This is a genomic window from Halobacteriovorax sp. GB3 (genome assembly GCF_028649655.1).
GTDB lineage: Bacteria > Bdellovibrionota > Bacteriovoracia > Bacteriovoracales > Bacteriovoracaceae > BSW11-IV.
Genome location: NZ_JAQSLN010000001.1, coordinates 915,644 through 933,858, shown reverse-complemented (window position 1 = coordinate 933,858; position 18,215 = coordinate 915,644). Strand labels below are relative to the sequence as shown.

The window sequence follows — 18,215 nt, the reverse complement described above, 5'->3', positions numbered from 1 at the left end:
TTTTGAAATTGTTAATCATTCTTAATGATTATAAAATCTATTTAATTCAAGGTACTTAGTTAGGATATTTAAGATAAAAAGAATCTTGGACACAAGGTGAAAGATGAAAAAAACGACAGGATTTCGTGGCAAAATCCTGCCAATTATTGAAGTTTTTTGCTTTAGTTTGACGCTACCGTATTAACAACATCCTGATCGAAATGGTTACAACTCATTCCCGCATCAACGAGAATTCCTGTAGCATTGATACCGCTTGAGCGACCACTTAATAAGAAGGCCACAGTATCGGCCACTTCAGTCGTCTTCAGCGCTTTTTTTCTAAGTGTTAGCTTTTCAGCGAAGAGATAATTATTCACATAACCAGGAATCCCTGCACTGGCGGAAGTTTTTAGTGGTCCCGAACAGACGGCATTAAAGCGTACCTCAGAGAACTGTGAAAAAGATTTCGATAAATAAGCGACAGTTGCATCTAGCATGGCCTTAATTGGTCCCATATAACCGTAACTTGTTGCTCTTGTATCAGAAATAGAGATCGTAACGACTGAGGCATCTTGAGAAAAGACATCTTTTAAAGCATTTGAAAGACTAACAAGTGAGAAGCTTGAAATATTTGTTGCTTGTTGAAAGTCTTCAAGTTTAGTTTCATGAAAAGGCTTCGGCCCTTCAGAGAAATTTGCAAAAGCAATAGAATGAAGCATCCCCTGTAATTGAACATCTTTTTCTTTTAACTTAATTCCAAGAGATTCAATTTGATCTTTATTTTCAACATCGAGAATAAAAATTTCACTCTCCGGAAAGAGCTTCTCAATGCGAGCGAAATGTTCATCCGATTGCGCTGTAAAAATTAACTTCGCTCCTGAGTCAGAAAGAACTTTAGCACTAAAAAAGGCAACACTCTTACGATTTGAAACACCTGTTATTAGAAATGTCTTCCCACTAACTTTTAAAAAATCCATTTTCTATCCTTCAACTTTCGCACATGTAAATTCAATCATTGCTGCCGTTTTTCCAGCAACCTTTGCTCTGCCTTTAAACATGAAAGCATTGGCAATTTGATCAACAAGCTCAACTTCCATAACAAGTTCATCTCCAGGGCGAACCATTGTTTTAAAGCGAGCGTTACTAACTTTTGTGACAACACCTAATCCCTCTCCTTCAGAAGAGCTCATAAGAAGTGCTCCCGATTGAAAAAGGGCCTCTTGAATGAGAACACCTGGCATGATTGGATTACCAGGAAAGTGACCTTTAAAAAAGTCCTCATCACCTGTTAATTGGAGTGCTGTTTGAATTTTATTATTTTCTAATTCGATAACTTTATCGACAAAGAGAAAAGGCTCTCTTTGCGGTATTCTCTTTTTTACTTCTTCTTTTGAAAAAATCATTAAAGACCACCAGTTACTTCAAGTGATGTTCCAGTGATGTAAGATGCTTCTTTTGAAGCAAGAAATTGTACAGCATGAGCGACATCTTCAACTTTACCAAAACGTCTTAGAGGAACTTGTTTTTTATATTCTTTAACTTGCTCAGCAGGAAGATCGGCGATTAATTCTGTTTCAATAAAACCAGGACAAACGTTATTTACCGTGATTCCCTTCTTACCAACTTCTTTTGCCATTGATTTACTCATGGCCACTTGTGCCGCTTTTGAGGCCGCATAATTAGACTGACCAGAAAGACCAATTGTTCCACCGACAGAACTCATATTGATAATTCTTCCATAACGGCCACTCATCATTAATTTAAGAGCATGCTTGGCCATATAAAATGAGCCTGAAAGGTTGATATCAATGACTTTATTCCAATCCTCATCGCTCATCATCATGGCGAGGTTGTCTTTACGAATACCAGAGTTATTAACCAGCACGTGAAGTTCGCCAAATTCTTTTTCAAAGTTTTGGTAGAAGGCTTCAACGGCCTTTGGATCTGATACGTCAAATTTACTTAGAATGAGATTTTTTGAAAGAACGCCTAGAGATTCTTTAAACTCATTGGCCGCCTGATCATTTGAAGCATAAGTCGCAACCACTGTTGCACCACTTTTTAAGAAGGCCTCAGTAATTCCCTTACCGATTCCTCTCGTTCCACCCGTTACAATCACTTTTTGATTTTCAAAATTAAACATATTTTTCCTCGTTATAATTTAGATAAATAATTTTCTACTTCATGGGATTGAATGACACCATAATTTGCGGCCCCAAGCCATCCAGACATGATAATTCCAACAGAGCCAGAGTGAAAAAGACCTTCAACTTCTTTGTGCATATTTTGAGAAATTCCAAGCCCTTCAAACTTTGTCCCAAAACTCGCACCAAAACGATGGTGCGTATACTTCTCAACAGTTAAAGGAGTTGAGCAATCAACATAATCAATCTTATCTTTAACTCCTGGAACAATTTTCTCTAGAGCATCCAGCGCCCTTTGAGTGACGTACTCTTTTTGCTTTTTATAATCCTCTTCACTGAGATCTTTCCAATCTTCATAGCGAGCATTTGAAGATGATACAACAGCATAGCGCTCAGGACGTTGTGGGCGAATCTCTGGATAATAGACTGAAAATGTTTGTGATCCTACTTTTGGTGAAAGAATGAGATCCGTATTAAAATCTTCATCTTCTGAAGTAAAGATAAGCTCTCCAATATCTGGAATGCTCTCGCCTTCTTTAATTCCCATAAAAACCTGACAGCTCGAAGTGTTTAGGCGAACTTTCTTCATATCTTTGATGTATTCACTTGAAAAGTTTGATTCACCGGCCATCTTAAAAATCGTATTATATAAATTGGCATTAGAAACAACAGAGTCGGCCTCTATGCGATGACCTTTGACTTCAACACCACAAACCTTGCCTTGTTCAACAACAATTTTATCTACATATGAGTGCAGTTTGATATCAACACCATTAGCGATGAGTTCATCTTTCATCATACCAATTAACTGATCTGTTCCACCTTTGAAGATGTAGACACCTTTATTCATGAAATTTGAAAAAACGATTCCATAAGTAATGGCAGGATCTTCAAGAGTAGATCCGTTAGCATAGACAATTGGCTCTAAAAGAAAACGAACAACATCATTGCGCCCAGGAAAGAACTTTTCAAAAAGTTCTTTATTAGTCATATGCGAGTTATCATAGAAATTCATATTAGCGAGTTCTTCAAAGAAACCTTTAACAAGCTGCTCATCTAACTCAAACTTCTCTCTTAAAATTCTTTTGTAGTCTTCTTTAGTAAAATCCGTTTCGATATTAAATTGCGGATTGATCATGCGAACAGATTTAACTTGAACAATTTTTGAAGCAATTTCACGAGACCAATACTTCTTACAGGTTTTAATCATCCCAACAGGAAAGCCATGAAGACTAACATCAAAGATATGATCACCCTTTGCTCTTTTAAACCAAGTTGCAAACCCACCGAGCTTATTATGAGATTCTAGAAGAAGTACCTTTCTTCCATTTTTTGCCAATTTATTTGCTGCCGTCAGACCAGCAAGTCCAGAACCAATAACAACTACGTCATACTTTTTTGTAATGACGTCTTTCTTTTTATAAAGCATTTGAAAAGCCCTTTAATTTCAAAATTTTACGCAGCAATTCTACCTTTATTGAGATAAAAGAAGTATTCGCAGTGCACAGTTTAATTGTGAAAGAAAGAAGAGAGAAGAAGTAATCTATTTTCAGGGACTTACTACGCAAAAGGCCTCATAAGTCCCATAATTTTTTTTGTTTTAAAGATCAGATGCCACAAAGAGACCATGACCTAGGAGCTCTGTCTCGTTTTTATCTAAGAGAGTCGTCACAAAACTCACATTGGAACGATCATCGATGGCCACGCCACCGTGGAATTCCTTAACCACAGATGTCAAATAATCCGTCTCTACGAGATCTCCAATCTTCAGTGCACTCTTTAACTTTCCACTCAAAGTAACAAGTCCAATATTTGTACGTCCCTGCTCATCTTTGTAGCGTAGAGCGATTTCCCCAAGGTTATTAATTCGTGGTGGAAAATATTCAATTTTTGAAACGCCACTTTGACCTTCTAAAACCAGAGCTCCCTCTCTTTTAGAACTATAGACACCAAGTTTCCCTGATTCATTCATAGCTACAAAGACAATCTCTCCTAAGTCATTAAGCGAAGCTGTATTTCTAAAAGAAAGAAAGATCGAACTTTTCTTACTGTCGCGATCAATGGCAACTTTACCCTTATTTGTGACAAGAGCATCAGGTCTCTCTTCACCAAAGTTTCCAAGCTCACCGTAACGGGCCTTAAATACAAACTCACCCGATAGGTTCGAATAAGGACTAAAGATATAACTCATTCCATTTTCTTCATCAGAATAGAGAACCTCACGATCATTCTCACTAATACGGATGATACTTCTTTTCCCTTTTCTCGTTAAAATTCTTGTAATGATACGGTTTTCATTATCAATCGTTGGATCAGAAATTCCATCGATTTTTTCTTTTCTTGCATCAATGATTGTTTTTAAAACTAATTTTTTAGGATCGAATGTATAAAGTCCAACAGCACTTCCACCATCATGAGTGGCAAAGGTAATGAGGTCATTGGCATTTACATGAAGATCCCCAATATAAATCCCCTCAGGTGCGGTATAGATAAGAGTCCCTTCAGTTTTGCCACTTTCTTTTAAGAAAATCCCTTGATGATAAGCGCTTCCATTTAAAAAGATAACTTTGGCATAAACATCACCGGAACTTGAAAGAAAAGGAGTAACATCTTGAAAGTAACTTGTATAAGGCAGGTTGTAGCTGTCTCTTTCGCTTGCTCTAGCAATGAGAGTCAGCTCCTTGGCCGATGAGACCTCGATGGCCAATGTGAGAATAAGAAATGATTGAAAAAAGTATTTCATCATGGTGAACTTCCTTTGTTTGACTACTCAAACAAAACGATAAAGGAAGTTCACCCATATGAAAAGGGCCTATTTTGCTAAAAGAACATTAAGGACATTCGACGAGAGATCTTCTTCAGGAATCCAGACCTGACCGTTTGCTTCACTCTCCCACTCTTTATCGTAGTCTTGATAAGCACCCCAAGAGTTTCTTATGAGCATTTCACATTTTCCTGTTTTAGGGTTTTCTTTTCTCCCAATAACAACAACTGTATGAGGCGAGCACTTTCCGATAAAAGACGGTAGAGACTCTTTGAAACTATTTTTATGATCAGTTAAAACTTCAGAACAAATATCGATGAGTGCAGGATAAGGCGCCTTGCGATTTAATGCCGAGTGAATAAGAGAGAGAACATTTTGATTTACTGGAGCAACTTGAAAACGACTTTCAAACTCTTCGTCAGTTTCATCATCTGTAACATCGAGAGGCATGAAATTATGAAAGTCCATCTCAGGAAGAGAAAGCTTTTCTTTAGCATCTTCACAAAGAAGATCATAAACCTTCTTCTCTTTCAAATAGAAGCCCTTTGTCGTTAATACATCATGAAGAAAAGAGTCATTCAGAAGACCTAGAAAATGTTCACTCAATCCTAGCTCTTTTAAAGATTCAGATAGTTTTACAACGATGGTATGTTTATTGCCATCTCCATAGGCGTATTCATTATGAGAAAGAACGAATAACTCCCAAAAGGCATTTGGATCTTTAATACCACCGATATCCTCTAGAGTTTTTTTATCGCATGAATAGCCATTTTTTAATTGTTCGTACATGCGATTAATCATTCCAACGCCAAGACCAGATCTTCCGGCACCTCTTGAAATTTCAGAGATCAAACGTTGAGGAGTTCCCCACTGAGTTAGAGGGTGCAACTTTGTTTGAAGAGCAGTCGTGACAGGAGAAGTCCAAATATCTTTACTCCCTCCATTAGTGATACGAATGGCATCAATAAATTGAGAACCAGCAAAGGCGTAACACATAGAAGAATCTGTTGTTGGCGTATAGCTTTGATTGTAAACGGGAATTCCAGCAAGAGGTCCATCCTTTTTATCGAGGCGAACATCAGAGCAAGAGCTTGCGTGTGTTAAATTTGTTAAAGAAATAAAAGTTAATACAAGTGTTGTTAGCTTTTTCATGTGTCCACAATGAGTGTGAAGATGTAAAAAGCACAGGCAACTCTGTAAAAAACACCGCACAATGTAAGAGCTTGTTTGAATGTTACATTTCCTTTTAAAAAAGAGACTCATAACAAGAGGCGAACTTGTCTGTTCTTTTTTTCTTATGTCATAAGAAATAAAACGCTTTAACTTTACCAGTAAATATTTGTGAGACAGAAAATGAAATTCTTTATGCTATCCCTTCTCTCCCTTTCTAGTTATGCAGGCCAACTCTCTTTCCCCTTTCCAAGCACTCAGTGCATGGAAATCGACCAGGCAAGAGAAATTCTAAGAGAGGCCGCCCTTAGTAAGTACACTCTTTGCCTTTCAAGTGAGTCTTCTGAAAACGAATGTGTAAGTGAAGAAAAATTTGAAAGAGCGCTAAGTTTTACTCGCTACTTTGAAAGAACTCAACTTTTTAGAACGGGAAGTTTTCTTGAATACTACTGTGCTCCGGGAGCTCAGTGCTGGGAAGGATTGAGTCTTGATTGTAATGGAAATATTCGCTCTTGGTTTAGAGGTGAAGATTAAAAAAGGTGAGATTAGAGCTCACCTTTATATTTTTTAATCATACTCATCGCTATTTTAACACCGTCAACAGCAGCTGATGTAATCCCCCCGGCATATCCGGCCCCTTCTCCACAAGGATACAATCCTTTGTGACTTGTCGACTCTAATGTTTCTCGATCTCTTTCAATCGTGACTGGTGCACTTGTTCTCGTTTCAGGAGCAAGAAGAAGAGCATTTTTCGAAACAAATCCAGGCATTTTAGTATCAAACTTTTTAAGCGCATTGCTTAAGTGATTTGTGATAAACTCAGGTAAAATATTTCTCATACTTTCAGAAAAAATTCCTGAAGGACATGACGTTTTAGGAAGCGCAGATCTTGCAATTTTATCATCGAGAAAATCTGTTAAAGTCTGAACAGGTACTTCTTTTCCAGAGGCCTTTGACATCGATGCCTCATAGGCCTTCTTTTCAATACTTTGTTGAAAATAATGCCCTTCAAGAACATCGTCTAGGCCAAAATCAACTCCTGCCTCAACTGAAACAACGAGTGCAGAGTTTGACCACCTTGAATTTCGAGCATAGTTACTCATTCCATTGACAACAATTCCGTTCGCATCAGTTCCAGAAGAGAGAACATAACCACCAGGACACATACAGAAACTATAAGTCCCCTTGTGTGAAGAGCGATCCTCGTAACTTAAGCGATAGCGAGCGGCCCCTAATTCACAAGCGTAATCACCATATTGAATTTTATCAATAAGCTCACGCGGATGTTCGATACGAACACCTACGGCAAAGCTTTTGGCCTTCATCGAAACATTGCGATCTTTTAAATGAGAATAAACTTCTTTAGCGGAATGCCCTGTTGCTAGAATCACATCATTACTATAGATCTTCTTTCCATTATCTAAAAGAACACCCTCGATTTTCGAATTATCAGAACTATAAAGAAGTTCATCAACACGTGTATTGTAATGAATCTCACAGCCACGCCTTAAAAGTTCATCCGTAATCTGAGTAATAAGCCCACGAATCTTATTCGACCCTAGGTGCGGATTTGAAAGATAGGCCGTCTCTTCTGGTGCACCAAAATCAACAAGACGATTCATAACATATTGTACGTAAGGAGATTTTACGCGAGTAATAAGCTTTCCATCAGAAAAAAGCCCCGCTCCCCCTTCTCCGTAACAAACATTATTTTCTGTATCAAATTCACCATATCGCCAAAATCTAGCAATATGCTTCATACGATTATGGGCCCTCTCTCCTCTCTCAATGAGAACACTAGGGATTCCATACTCCGATAAGCGAAGAGCACAGAAAAGACCCCCAGGTCCGGCTCCAACAATAACTGGTTTTTGTTTAAAAGAACCAAGATCGCGAAACTCTTCTCGATAGGCACTGAAACGCTCACCGGGCTTAATGATCTCGATATGATAGTTATATCGTGGCACTTTACCGCGATTAGCTCCCCTAGCATCAAGGGCCTTGGATAAAATGCGATAATCGACCATATCGGGATGACGGCTTTTTAAGTAAGCGTCGAGATCTGCATCGTAATCTAAAATAAATTGAATTTTCGTACTCATAGGCAAAATTTATAAGTTAGAACCTTTCTCTTGGCCAAAACTATTTGGTCGAGTATAATTTTTTACAAGAATTCTCTATACTTAGATAAAAGGCAAAATACAATGAACATTGGTCTTCTCGTCATTGGTGATGAAATCTTAAATGGAAAAATCAAAGACTTAAATGCAGCTTGGCTAACGGGCTATCTGGCAAAGACTCCCTTTAGACTGAATAAAGTCAGTTTTGTAAGAGATCGTGAAGATGAGATGCTAAGGGCCATCAAAGACCTTGAAGAGTGTTCAGATATAATCTTAACGACCGGAGGGATCGGCCCAACGAAAGATGATCTTACAAAAGAGATCATGGCCAAATACCACGGAAAGAATTTGGTTGAATGTCAAAAGACAATTGAAATCGTTAAAAAACATTATGAGCGCTTTGGAAAAGAGTGGGACCCGATGAGCAATGATTATCGTCTCATTCCAGAGGATTTTATAACAACTGAAAACCCAAATGGGATCGCTCCAGGCTTGGTGTATCAAAAAAGTGAAAATAAAGTCTTTATGAGTGCACCAGGAGTTCCCCGAGAATTTCAGGAAATGTTCTCCAAGGTCTTTCTTCCCTATCTTCTTACCAATATGAAAGTTGAAAATTCAGATTTTGAAATTTTCAATATTCGCACATTCGGTATTCCTGAAGAAAAAATCTTTTTTGAACTTTGCCCAGGACTTTGGGAAAAGTTAGAGGCCTTTGGAAAACTTGCAAGCCTTCCCCAATTAATGGGAGTGGATCTAACCATCGTTCTTGAAAAGAATGAAAAAACACAAGAGAAGAAAGAACAGATCAAGAGAATCGTTGAAAACACACCTCTTAAAGAAAGTATTTGGCAATACGGTCTTCTTTCACTACCAGAGCTAATTGTACAAAAGGCCAAAGAAAAGAATCTAACGATCTCACTAGCTGAATCATGCACTGGCGGACTTAGTGCTTCTCGCCTAACAGATGTGGCCGGCTCATCTTCTGTTTTTATTGGAAGTGTTATCGCCTATGCCAATAGTGTTAAAACCAATATTCTTGGAGTGAAAGAACAAACACTCATAGACTTTGGTGCCGTTTCAAAACAAACAGCTCTAGAAATGGCAATGGGAGCTAGAGAAGTCATGAAAACTGATATTGCTGTTTCCTTTACTGGAATTGCAGGACCAGGGGGCGGAAGTGATTACAAGCCAGTTGGAACTGTTGCCATAGGACTAAGCTCGAAACGTGGTGATACGAGTGAAGTTTTGAATTTTCACGGCGACCGCCTAAAGCTGAAGTCCCGCTTTTCCCAAGCAGGACTCTATCGACTATTAAAACTTATCGAGAATTCATAATTGTTCTTATTTCACTTGAAAGACTTTTTATATTAATTGGCTTAGCTATGATTCCCATCGCTGGGCCAATTTTCTTTAATTCATCAAGTTTAATATCAGCGACCGTTGCTGTAAGAAAGATCACAGGAATATTTTTATAACGGTCATCTTTTGCAAGTTTTTTAAAAACTTCAATTCCCGTCGTTTCTTTTAAATAATTGTCCATCAAAATAAGATCGGGCATCACCTTCTCAATTTGAGAAAAGGCCTCTTGTTCATCATTTGCCAGAGATAGTTCGCACTGCCCATATTTTTGAAGTGAAAGGTTTACTATCTTTTGAATTCTTGGATCATCTTCAACATAGAGAATATTTTTAATGCCACTAACTTGTTGCGATTGTTCATTAAAAATTGAATCCATAATCCTTTTGGCATTAGTGGCAAGTGCACCGTCTTTTACAACAAAGTGATCTGGCCTAAATGGCAGATCATCTAAATTGATATTATCATTTGCAGAAAGGGCAATTGTTGGAATCTTTTTATTGATATTATTCGTCGTTTTAAGGGCACTAATAACAGAAAGACCATCGAGTGTATTCACATTAACACTTGTCACTAAAGCATCAAATCTCTCACTAACAAGTCTTCTAAAGGCTTCTAGCCCATCGTCAGTCTGTGAGATTTCAAGGTTCATTGATTTAAGAGCACGCTTGAAAATCTTTGGAATACTCTTTGTCGTATCAACAATCAATACATGTCCAGCACTAACCTCTTCTCCTTCACGAGAAGGACCCATTCCATCGAGATAAGAAATATACTTATCAAGATCTTTTTTTCCCGTCTCATAATCGTGAGTACAATTTTTTAAAAGATCAATATACTTAAGAGATTGATCAATAAAAGCATTGATCTCCATTTGATCATCAAAACTTGAAATATAGTCTTCGAAGCGATGACAAATAGAAGAGAGAATAAGTAGATTATATGAGCCCGCTCCTCCTTTGATAGAATGAACAACACGAAACACTTGTCTCACATCATCGAGTACTTTTTTTGAGTGCTCAAGTGAGACGATAATATGCTCAACAGAGCCAAGGTCTTCATCAATAGTTGCTAGATATTCCTCGCGCAACTGCTCTATATTTAAATCAAATTCACTCATGGCAGACTCTCCTCATTGGTCACTTATATCATTTTACTGAACTCTTCTCCGTCATTGCCTTTAATTTTTGCCAAAGAAAAGGCGATTTTCTCTCGAAAATGACACGATTACATACACTTAACTGGCAAGTTAGGCACTCAACCTCGTATTAGAGGTAAAATAATCCCATGTCTTTAAGAGATGCTTAATTTTCGGCTATTTATTCCGAAAAGTTAGTGGAAAAGGATTTTATGAGACAAAAAGGGATTTTCACACAACTCAGTTTTATTGCACTTCTTCTCGTGGCAGTTGGAGTGAGTTCTTGTTTACCAACAACTCCATCTAGTAAACGCTCAACAGAAACAAGTGAACAACAAGGTTCAACAGATGATACTGTTGAAACACCTGATTTTTCAGACTCTGTGAATTCTTTATCCAATCAAGATCAAACGAGTAACAATACTTTTTCTCTTTCTCTCTCAGAGACGAGAAACTTTTTTCTTAGAGGGAAACAAGTTGATTACTTTGTAAGAAATAATCCTGATACGATTCAGTGTTTTGTTGCTTATATCCCTACAGGTAGTACGAACCCTCTAGTTGTCATGGCCGCAAGGCCAAAGTACATCACAAATCTTGGGACCAATCAGAGAGAATACTATTATAGTATGTCGCCCGATGATCAGGAAACGAATCAGACCTTTTGCTTAAAAACAGGTATTGTTACAGCACTTAATGCACTCTACTCAACAACTCCTGTCTATCGATTGCAAGATGTTTGTACAAATTGCCAAACTTCGACGCTCACATCGAACTCGATTCTTCTCTACTCTTATGCTGGTGCGAAGATCGAAAATATTACGCTTACAAATTTAAGACTAAAAATTCAAACCACATCGCTACCAACAGATTCAGTGAGCTGTTTAATTGAAGACAATTGTCAAACTCTTGGTTACGATTGTTGTATTCAAGGTCAGTGTGTTAACGATAAAACCTTAAAAAGTAGCGTCGACACTTCGACTCCTGAATTTCTTCAGGCGCTTTTTAGCATAAGTCAAAATCCAAATAACATTTCAAATTATCCTAATTTCTATAACCTCTGTGGAACGACAACACCAGGTGATGATGACGATACTTCTGATGATGAAGACCCTGATGAACTCGCCCAAGATCGACTTGAAATGCTAGAAGAGCTCTATCAATGTACAACTCCTCAGGTTGGTGAAATGAGTATTTGTACAATGCGCTTTACAAATGCTTCTGCCGATAGTGATAAGAAATTCTACACAAACCCTGATGATCGTAGTTTTAAAACTTATGTATCAACAAATACTACAAGTGTGACAGAAGTTCTCTATCAAGGAAAAACACTTTTCTCTAGTACTCAGGCAGCTAATGGAGTTACGATTGCTTCTGGAAATGATGATCTTATTAATTCTCAGGAATTAACACTGACACAAGCAAAAGATAGCACGATTAAAGATGACACTCTTGTCGTTCGCTATATGGTAGATGGTTCTTGTCAAAAAATTAACGATGCTCTTGCTCGCTGTCAAAAGACCTATGTTCAAGGACAAAACCTTGGAATTGTCACAGATCACTTTCCAGAGTCAAATGACTTTAAATTACCGATTTACGCTGATAACTCAAGCTTAATCGAAGTACGAGTAGATGGAACACTTCAACAATCAGGTAACCAATACACTTTAATTATTGGATCACCTTCTATCGTTCGCTTCAACGGTACTGGACTTAAAGTTTTTAACCAGCAAGAAGTTGTCATTGATTACTACGTCGATCTAACAGTTCCAACCAATCAAGGAATCATCGGTCTTAAGCAACAAGCACTAGAGCAAATTGATAGCTTCTGCTCATGCACAGATTTACAATGTTCATTGAAACCTGTTTATAAAAATAATAATGAAAGTCTTGGCATCATCACTGATTATATCTGCACTCAGCCTGATAACTCGAATCCTTCTCCGATGCAAGAAGTTGTGAACGTCGACACTCGATCAGCTCCGCACCGCTATTATGATATCTCAGGTGTTGCTCGCGAGAACCTACTCCTTGCCGATATTCAATCAAATGAAACTCTCGCCCAAGAAGGCGAAGCATTTGAGTACACTAATGGAAGTAAATTTCTACCAAATAATACGACTAAGTATATTGGTTTTAACGAAATTTATGGGAGCTTCTCATATCGCACATTAACAGGACTTCCGGCCCATGTTGTCGATGTTGAAAAGGGTACGAGTTACGATATTATCGTTGGTAACGCAACATTTTCAAATTGTACGACTTGTGGAAATGACTACTCTGCAACACTCGCCGATCTCTTTCCTCAATCATTTAATGGATACGGTGGTGGCTATGTGCCAAATGAAACCGAAACAAGCCGAAGTGCAACAGAAACTTATAGAGCGGATGATCTTATTTTTGGTAGGGCCTGTTTTGTTCCAGCGACAATGATTCCATGGTCTCATACAACGATGAGTGACTCTAGAATTCAAAGACAATCGCGCCTTGCGGCCCAACACTTCTACTTTGCCAATGGTTACCAAAGAGATTGGTATGGTTTTGACTATGGTTCATTGATTGGATCATTTGATGGTGTTCGTTGGTTTGCTATTGGTAATGCCCGAAGAATTGAAGCGACAACAAATAAACTCTATCTAGCTATCAACTCATTTTTTTCTGATCTAACTGTTCAGAGTTCTTTTCAAGTAATGATTAAAGACTCAATCATTTCAGATCCAAGTACAACGATGCCAACAACAGACTATGAAACAACTGGTGCTCAATGCCAGGCCCAACATAGCTGTAATAATGACAGTGACTGTAGTGCCAAGCTTGGATGGGAATATGTCTGTGAATCCGTTTCAGATATTCAATCTTTCTACCCTAGATTTAGCAATAACGCCATTGAAGTTCCTCAGGATCAAGTTCTTGAAAAACTCCTTTTATTAAATGGAAGCTATGGTGGTGATAGTCTTAAGCGTTGTGTTTATAGAGGACGAGGAGCACCTTGCCAAGCGGATTACACAGGTCAAAATGCTGCCTCTACTTTTAATAAGACTGCTAAGTCGCGTCTTTTAGGATGTGCGCCAAATTACTACTGTCAAGAATTCTATGCTGACGGTCAGTATCAGAAAAAATTTAACAATAAAGTCGCTCGCTGGCCTTATAGTGTGGTTGAGCAAAATGATAGCAGTGATGTCGCAGAAACCACTCTTTCAAGCTTTGGAAAAGGCGCCCGAATTTTAGGAAGGCCTTATAAAGACCAAGGTGATGAGCAAGTTAATACTTATGCCAATGGAAACCTAATTAATAATGCTGTCAATGGAATCTGTCTTCCAGGACGATCTCCAGGACTATCTACTGACACACTCGCATCAACTAATGACAACGTCCCTACTGATGCCAGTAATGGAGATAAAGTCATTGGAATTGGAGTAACACAATCGGGATCGATTCAAAGGGCCGATTACCTATCCATGTGTGCTAACTTTGATCAATCAAATAACCTTCTCAACTTTCAAGAGACAAGTTACAATCAAGCACTCAATAGTGCTCAGATAACAAATATTGCTGCTTCACAATCAATGCCGACAAACTCTCTTGCACTAATTCAATCAATTTCTGGTCAAAAGATTTTAGATGATTTTAATAACAATCAAATAACATCTCTAGCTCTTCAAGAAAATAGATGCCTAAGAGCTCCAGGAGCTACTTGTCACACTAACCTTGACTGTGCAGCAAATGATTTTATTTCAAATGCTGCGCTGACAATTGATCCAACAACGACAACAAGTCTTAACCCTTATGAGATTAAATTTTGGCAAGAAACCCTTATTTGCTCTCAGCCAAATTCACCAGGAGCAGAAGGATTTGACCAATCTCTTAACCGTTGTTGTAGAGCTCCGGGAAAAGAGATGTCAATCCCGTCAGTGGCCGACAATGACACATCAATTGATATCACAAGCATTCCAGGTCTTAATATCGACTTAAATAATTCGAGTCGCTATTCAAGAAATGCTGTTAGTCACTATAAGAGACAAACTGACCCATCGAACTACCCTTCGATGCAAGTAGCAAGAGACAATAAGTGTGATAGTGGCTGTCTCGATGTTTCAACTGTCAAAAAGCAATTTAATACAATTGATGAAACAGCAGGTAGAACTTGTTGCTCTGAAAACTGGATTCGAAATTTTGACACATCTATTGGTGGTGGTCATGAATGGGGTCCAGATAAAATGCAAAATTTTGATAAGTCGTCTCTTCGTTGTTACAACTGGGCCCCAAATCCAGGATCAGGAGACACTTCTAAATTTAACTGTAGCGGATCTGATGCCATCACAGACCCAGATTGCTTTGCCAGATCCATTGCTGAAAATGAGGCCAACGAAGTTCTTAAATGGCTTGGAACGATGGAACTTGTGGGGATTCCTCAAGTGGCGATCAAATCAGAGACCTTTGAAGAGCTCAACTGTAGCGTACAACCAACGAATTCAAGACTAGCTGGCACTGCCCCTCCTGCAGCTTTTGTGGATTTCACAAAGTCCAAAGAATATAGCGATGGCGCTGAAAGATATTATTCAGCAAACTATACAAATGAGGCGAACACGAACTTTATAAGTGACGTTAAGAAAGTTTTCTCGGCCGATAGCTTCTCATGCTGTCAACCGGCCGGAACAGAAATGCCAGCAGGCAGTGATGAAAACCTCTGTTGTACAGGTCATATTGATCCACAAACAAATAAGTGTGCTCTTAAAAACTATTCAAATGTATCTGTTTATCTAAACCGCTACGTCTCTAGTGAGGCAAAAGACTTAAATAGTGCGCAATTTGATGAAACAACAGGATTCATTAACTCAGTGAGCACGACTCTTTCACTTGCCTGTCAAATCGATGCTTGTGAATCTGGTGTTTATGGCTACGGACTTGCCTATGGAAAATATAAAGTCGCCGGTAAGACCAATGAAAATGATCCTACAATCTCGCGCTTTATTGATGGAAATGGAACAGAGAATAATGACAAAGGTCAGGCACAATTTTTTGATGAAGGCCTAAGATGGAATAACCACCTCTACTGTATCCCGATCGATTTTCAAGATCAGGCCGATGTCGATACGAGCTTTCTTCAAGTCTTTACATGTAACTGAGATCCCAAAAGGGTCCGAGCTCTAAACAAGGGCCTTGGAACTAAGCCAAAGAACACCAATGGCCAAGATCACTCGATACACTCCAAAGTAGATCAGCCCAATCTTTTTAATGACTTTTAAAAAGTAATGGATCGTCAAAATCCCTACGACAAAAGCGATAAAGACACCAAAGAGTGATATAGAAAGAGAAATCTGACCGTCTCCAGAAAAGAGATCTGGAAGCTTTAGGATCGCTCCACCGACGATTAAGGGCAACGAAAGAAGAAATGAAAACCTTGAAGCTTCATCGCGCGAGAGATTTAAATAGCGCGCCGTAGTCATGGTAATTCCCGATCGACTGACCCCGGGAAAGAGGGCGAGACTTTGCAAAAGGCCGATCCAAAACGAGTGCTTTAGCTTCACACCCTTAAACATGATATCTTCATCATTTTGGCGACAATACATATCAACGATGACCATCAAAATACCAAAGACGATGAGATTTACAGCAATGAAAGTTTCCGAACGGCCATAGCTTTCGGCCAACCCCTTAAAACTCATGGCCGTAACAAAAGTACAAAAAGTTGCCACGAGAAAGTTTGTCGCAAAAGGAAGATCTTTATAAGACTTCTTGAAAGTAAAAAGTAAGAGATACTCTTTAATCAGAGTAAGAACTTCTTTTTTAAAATATAGCATGATGGCCAAGGCCGTCCCAACATGCATGGCCAAATCAAAGGCGATGCCAGGGTCTTTAATCTCTAAAAAATGAGGAAGAAGAGCAAGGTGTCCACTACTACTAACAGGAAGAAACTCTGTTAATCCTTGAACAATCCCATATATCAGTGCGCAAAAGTAATTCATCTAGATATTAAAGTAGTTTCGATCCTCTTTAGCAAGGGCCTGTAAGAGATTTTTTAGCTTATTCATAAATTCACGAGAATAATACTCCTCTTTACGATTTCTAAGCCTCACAATCTCTCCGATCATCTCTAGCGTTGAATATAATTGATCGCGAAGAATATCATCTCCTCGCTCCAGCGCATCTTTGGCGACATCTTTAAAATAGCTATAAACATAGCCCTCAAAAAGAACACGTTTATTCTCTTTGAGCTTTTTATCCTTAAAATAATCAAGGATAAACAGCGGATTCATCTCTGCTGTGTTATCGGGAAAATGAAATTGATCAGATTTCTCAAATTTCCATTTAGAAGAGGCAAAGAGTGAAGATTCAAACTCTTTTTTGCCCACGGCCTTCTCCCCTTCTAAGGGCCATCTCAACCTGTAAAGTGGGACTTTAAGGGCGGCAATAGGAAGAAGAATAGAATCTTCATATTCACTCATCACATATTTTTTTACGACGCGAACAAATTTGGAATCTCCATAATGAACAAGATCAAATTTAATATGCTCACCCATTTGAAAAACATCTAAAAGTCTCTTTCTAAGAAGCATGACTCCATAAGGATAAGGCCCATAAGTTTTAATTTCTGCATAGAGATTGGTTTTATTCATCTCCATGGCCATCAGAATGAGTTTTTGTAATTGCTTCTTAGCAAGATCATCTAATGATTTTTCGCTATCAATGTATTGTTGGAGGTGGCGAAATTTCATTGATAGCCACAGGTCACTATGAAAGCTCTCTTTTAACATTTCATTTAATTTTAAATTCTTTTCAATAATTTCAAAGTGAGCCGTTTTCTTTCTCTGATCATCAAATATTTGAAGCTTCGGATAGAAACTAATAAATTTTTCCTTTTGCTCCATTTGAAAACTTGGATAGACAATGAATCGACCATCTCCAAGGGAACTAAAAGAAGAAAAGTGAAAGAGGTTTGATTGATACGTTTTAAAAAGATTGAACTGACTTGAATTCGTAAGTTTCTGTGCTTTATAGACAACCTTTGAGACATCCACGCGATCAAAAATGGCGAGATCCCACATAAGTAAACTCACCGGTAATAAAACCAGTAAACAAGCAAAACTAATGGGGGCCATGATTAAAGGTGTTTTTCTCTCTTGATAACGAAGATGAAAAAAGACCTCTAGCACGCCGGCCTCACCTTTAAAGAAAAGATCAAAGGGCAAAAGAAGAAAAAAAAGGGGTGACAACAGAGACTTCATGGCCAAAACAATTCGACTTAAAAACGGTCCGCATCCCGCTGTCTGAAGTCCGCTAAGTAAAAGGCCAAGAGAAGTATTAAAAATGAGAACTTGATAAAAACGCAATAAGCAGCTCAAGCAATAAGCACTAATAAAGAGAACCAACTGCTTTGAGAAGACGGCCTCAATATCTATGAAGAAATTTTTAAAGTCCTCGAAATTTAACAAGCTCCCCATGACAAGGGCCGCGATTATAAAATCGATAAAAAAAGCAAAAATTCGACGAGTTACAAGAGACTTGTTCAATTTCTTCTTCCTTCAAGCTCACTGGGCCAAGTCCTT

13 protein-coding genes are annotated in these 18,215 nt (G+C 38.4%); 3 read left to right on the top strand and 10 right to left on the bottom strand.

The window, feature by feature from the left end; translation table 11 throughout:
• Positions 1-161: 161 nt before the first annotated feature.
• The 6 genes from HBN50_RS04475 to HBN50_RS04450 form a co-directional block, all read right to left on the bottom strand.
• On the bottom strand, positions 162-956 hold the full coding sequence (locus HBN50_RS04475; RefSeq protein ID WP_273868268.1) for an enoyl-ACP reductase FabI: 795 nt from the start codon (positions 954-956) through the stop codon (positions 162-164).
• A gap of 3 nt (positions 957-959) precedes the next feature.
• Positions 960-1,382 (bottom strand): 3-hydroxyacyl-ACP dehydratase FabZ, encoded by a 423-nt coding sequence (gene fabZ / locus HBN50_RS04470; protein WP_273868267.1) that lies wholly within the window; start codon positions 1,380-1,382, stop codon positions 960-962.
• Entirely contained in the window at positions 1,382-2,122 is a 741-nt protein-coding gene (locus HBN50_RS04465) for an SDR family oxidoreductase (RefSeq protein ID WP_273868266.1), read from the bottom strand. Before HBN50_RS04465 ends, fabZ begins: the two co-directional genes overlap by 1 nt.
• 11 nt (positions 2,123-2,133) lie before the next feature.
• Complete coding sequence (locus tag HBN50_RS04460) at positions 2,134-3,552, bottom strand: phytoene desaturase family protein (protein ID WP_273868265.1); 1,419 nt, start codon at positions 3,550-3,552, stop codon at positions 2,134-2,136.
• 171 nt (positions 3,553-3,723) lie between these two features.
• Complete coding sequence (locus HBN50_RS04455; RefSeq protein ID WP_273868264.1) at positions 3,724-4,869, bottom strand: hypothetical protein; 1,146 nt, start codon at positions 4,867-4,869, stop codon at positions 3,724-3,726.
• Positions 4,870-4,935: 66 nt separating this feature from the next.
• On the bottom strand, positions 4,936-6,039 hold the full coding sequence (locus tag HBN50_RS04450; RefSeq protein WP_273868263.1) for a hypothetical protein: 1,104 nt from the start codon (positions 6,037-6,039) through the stop codon (positions 4,936-4,938).
• 201 nt (positions 6,040-6,240) lie between these two features.
• On the opposite strand from HBN50_RS04450, the gene HBN50_RS04445 reads away from it, so the two are divergent.
• Positions 6,241-6,591, top strand: coding sequence for a hypothetical protein (locus HBN50_RS04445; protein WP_273868262.1), 351 nt, complete (start codon positions 6,241-6,243; stop codon positions 6,589-6,591).
• Between the two features lie 11 nt (positions 6,592-6,602).
• Here the strand turns inward: HBN50_RS04445 and HBN50_RS04440 are convergent, their stop codons facing one another.
• The gene (locus HBN50_RS04440; RefSeq protein WP_273868261.1) at positions 6,603-8,159 is read right to left on the bottom strand and encodes an NAD(P)/FAD-dependent oxidoreductase; all 1,557 of its coding nucleotides are present in this window, start codon (positions 8,157-8,159) and stop codon (positions 6,603-6,605) included.
• A 102-nt stretch (positions 8,160-8,261) separates the two neighbouring features.
• On the opposite strand from HBN50_RS04440, the gene HBN50_RS04435 reads away from it, so the two are divergent.
• The gene (locus HBN50_RS04435; RefSeq protein WP_273868260.1) at positions 8,262-9,512 is read left to right on the top strand and encodes a CinA family nicotinamide mononucleotide deamidase-related protein; all 1,251 of its coding nucleotides are present in this window, start codon (positions 8,262-8,264) and stop codon (positions 9,510-9,512) included.
• On the opposite strand, the gene HBN50_RS04430 is transcribed toward HBN50_RS04435, so the two are convergent.
• A complete protein-coding gene (locus tag HBN50_RS04430; protein WP_273868258.1) occupies positions 9,496-10,653 on the bottom strand; it encodes a response regulator in 1,158 nt (385 codons plus the stop codon). The genes HBN50_RS04435 and HBN50_RS04430 overlap by 17 nt on opposite strands.
• Before the next feature lie 230 nt (positions 10,654-10,883).
• Here HBN50_RS04430 and HBN50_RS04425 point away from each other — a divergent pair, with 230 nt between their 5' ends.
• Positions 10,884-15,794: a hypothetical protein gene (locus HBN50_RS04425; protein WP_273868256.1), complete on the top strand. Its 4,911-nt coding sequence runs from the start codon at positions 10,884-10,886 to the stop codon at positions 15,792-15,794.
• 21 nt (positions 15,795-15,815) lie between these two features.
• Here the strand turns inward: HBN50_RS04425 and HBN50_RS04420 are convergent, their stop codons facing one another.
• Both HBN50_RS04420 and HBN50_RS04415 read right to left on the bottom strand, forming a co-directional pair.
• Positions 15,816-16,634, bottom strand: a complete 819-nt coding sequence (locus HBN50_RS04420) for an undecaprenyl-diphosphate phosphatase (protein WP_273868255.1) — start codon at positions 16,632-16,634, stop codon at positions 15,816-15,818.
• A complete protein-coding gene (locus HBN50_RS04415; RefSeq protein WP_273868254.1) occupies positions 16,635-18,179 on the bottom strand; it encodes a hypothetical protein in 1,545 nt (514 codons plus the stop codon).
• Between the last annotated feature and the right edge of the window lie 36 nt (positions 18,180-18,215).

Bases quoted from the DNA above. Each gene is read 5' to 3' on its own strand.
- HBN50_RS04465 (WP_273868266.1), bottom strand. From the start codon at position 2,122: ATGTTTAATTTTGAAAATCAAAAAGTGATTGTAACGGGTGGAACGAGA.
- HBN50_RS04475 (WP_273868268.1), bottom strand. From the start codon at position 956: ATGGATTTTTTAAAAGTTAGTGGGAAGACATTTCTAATAACAGGTGTT.
- HBN50_RS04440 (WP_273868261.1), bottom strand. From the start codon at position 8,159: ATGAGTACGAAAATTCAATTTATTTTAGATTACGATGCAGATCTCGAC.
- HBN50_RS04450 (WP_273868263.1), bottom strand. From the start codon at position 6,039: ATGAAAAAGCTAACAACACTTGTATTAACTTTTATTTCTTTAACAAAT.
- HBN50_RS04430 (WP_273868258.1), bottom strand. From the start codon at position 10,653: ATGAGTGAATTTGATTTAAATATAGAGCAGTTGCGCGAGGAATATCTA.
- HBN50_RS04435 (WP_273868260.1), top strand. From the start codon at position 8,262: ATGAACATTGGTCTTCTCGTCATTGGTGATGAAATCTTAAATGGAAAA.
- HBN50_RS04460 (WP_273868265.1), bottom strand. From the start codon at position 3,552: ATGCTTTATAAAAAGAAAGACGTCATTACAAAAAAGTATGACGTAGTT.
- HBN50_RS04420 (WP_273868255.1), bottom strand. From the start codon at position 16,634: ATGAATTACTTTTGCGCACTGATATATGGGATTGTTCAAGGATTAACA.
- HBN50_RS04445 (WP_273868262.1), top strand. From the start codon at position 6,241: ATGAAATTCTTTATGCTATCCCTTCTCTCCCTTTCTAGTTATGCAGGC.
- HBN50_RS04425 (WP_273868256.1), top strand. From the start codon at position 10,884: ATGAGACAAAAAGGGATTTTCACACAACTCAGTTTTATTGCACTTCTT.
- HBN50_RS04455 (WP_273868264.1), bottom strand. From the start codon at position 4,869: ATGATGAAATACTTTTTTCAATCATTTCTTATTCTCACATTGGCCATC.
- fabZ (WP_273868267.1), bottom strand. From the start codon at position 1,382: ATGATTTTTTCAAAAGAAGAAGTAAAAAAGAGAATACCGCAAAGAGAG.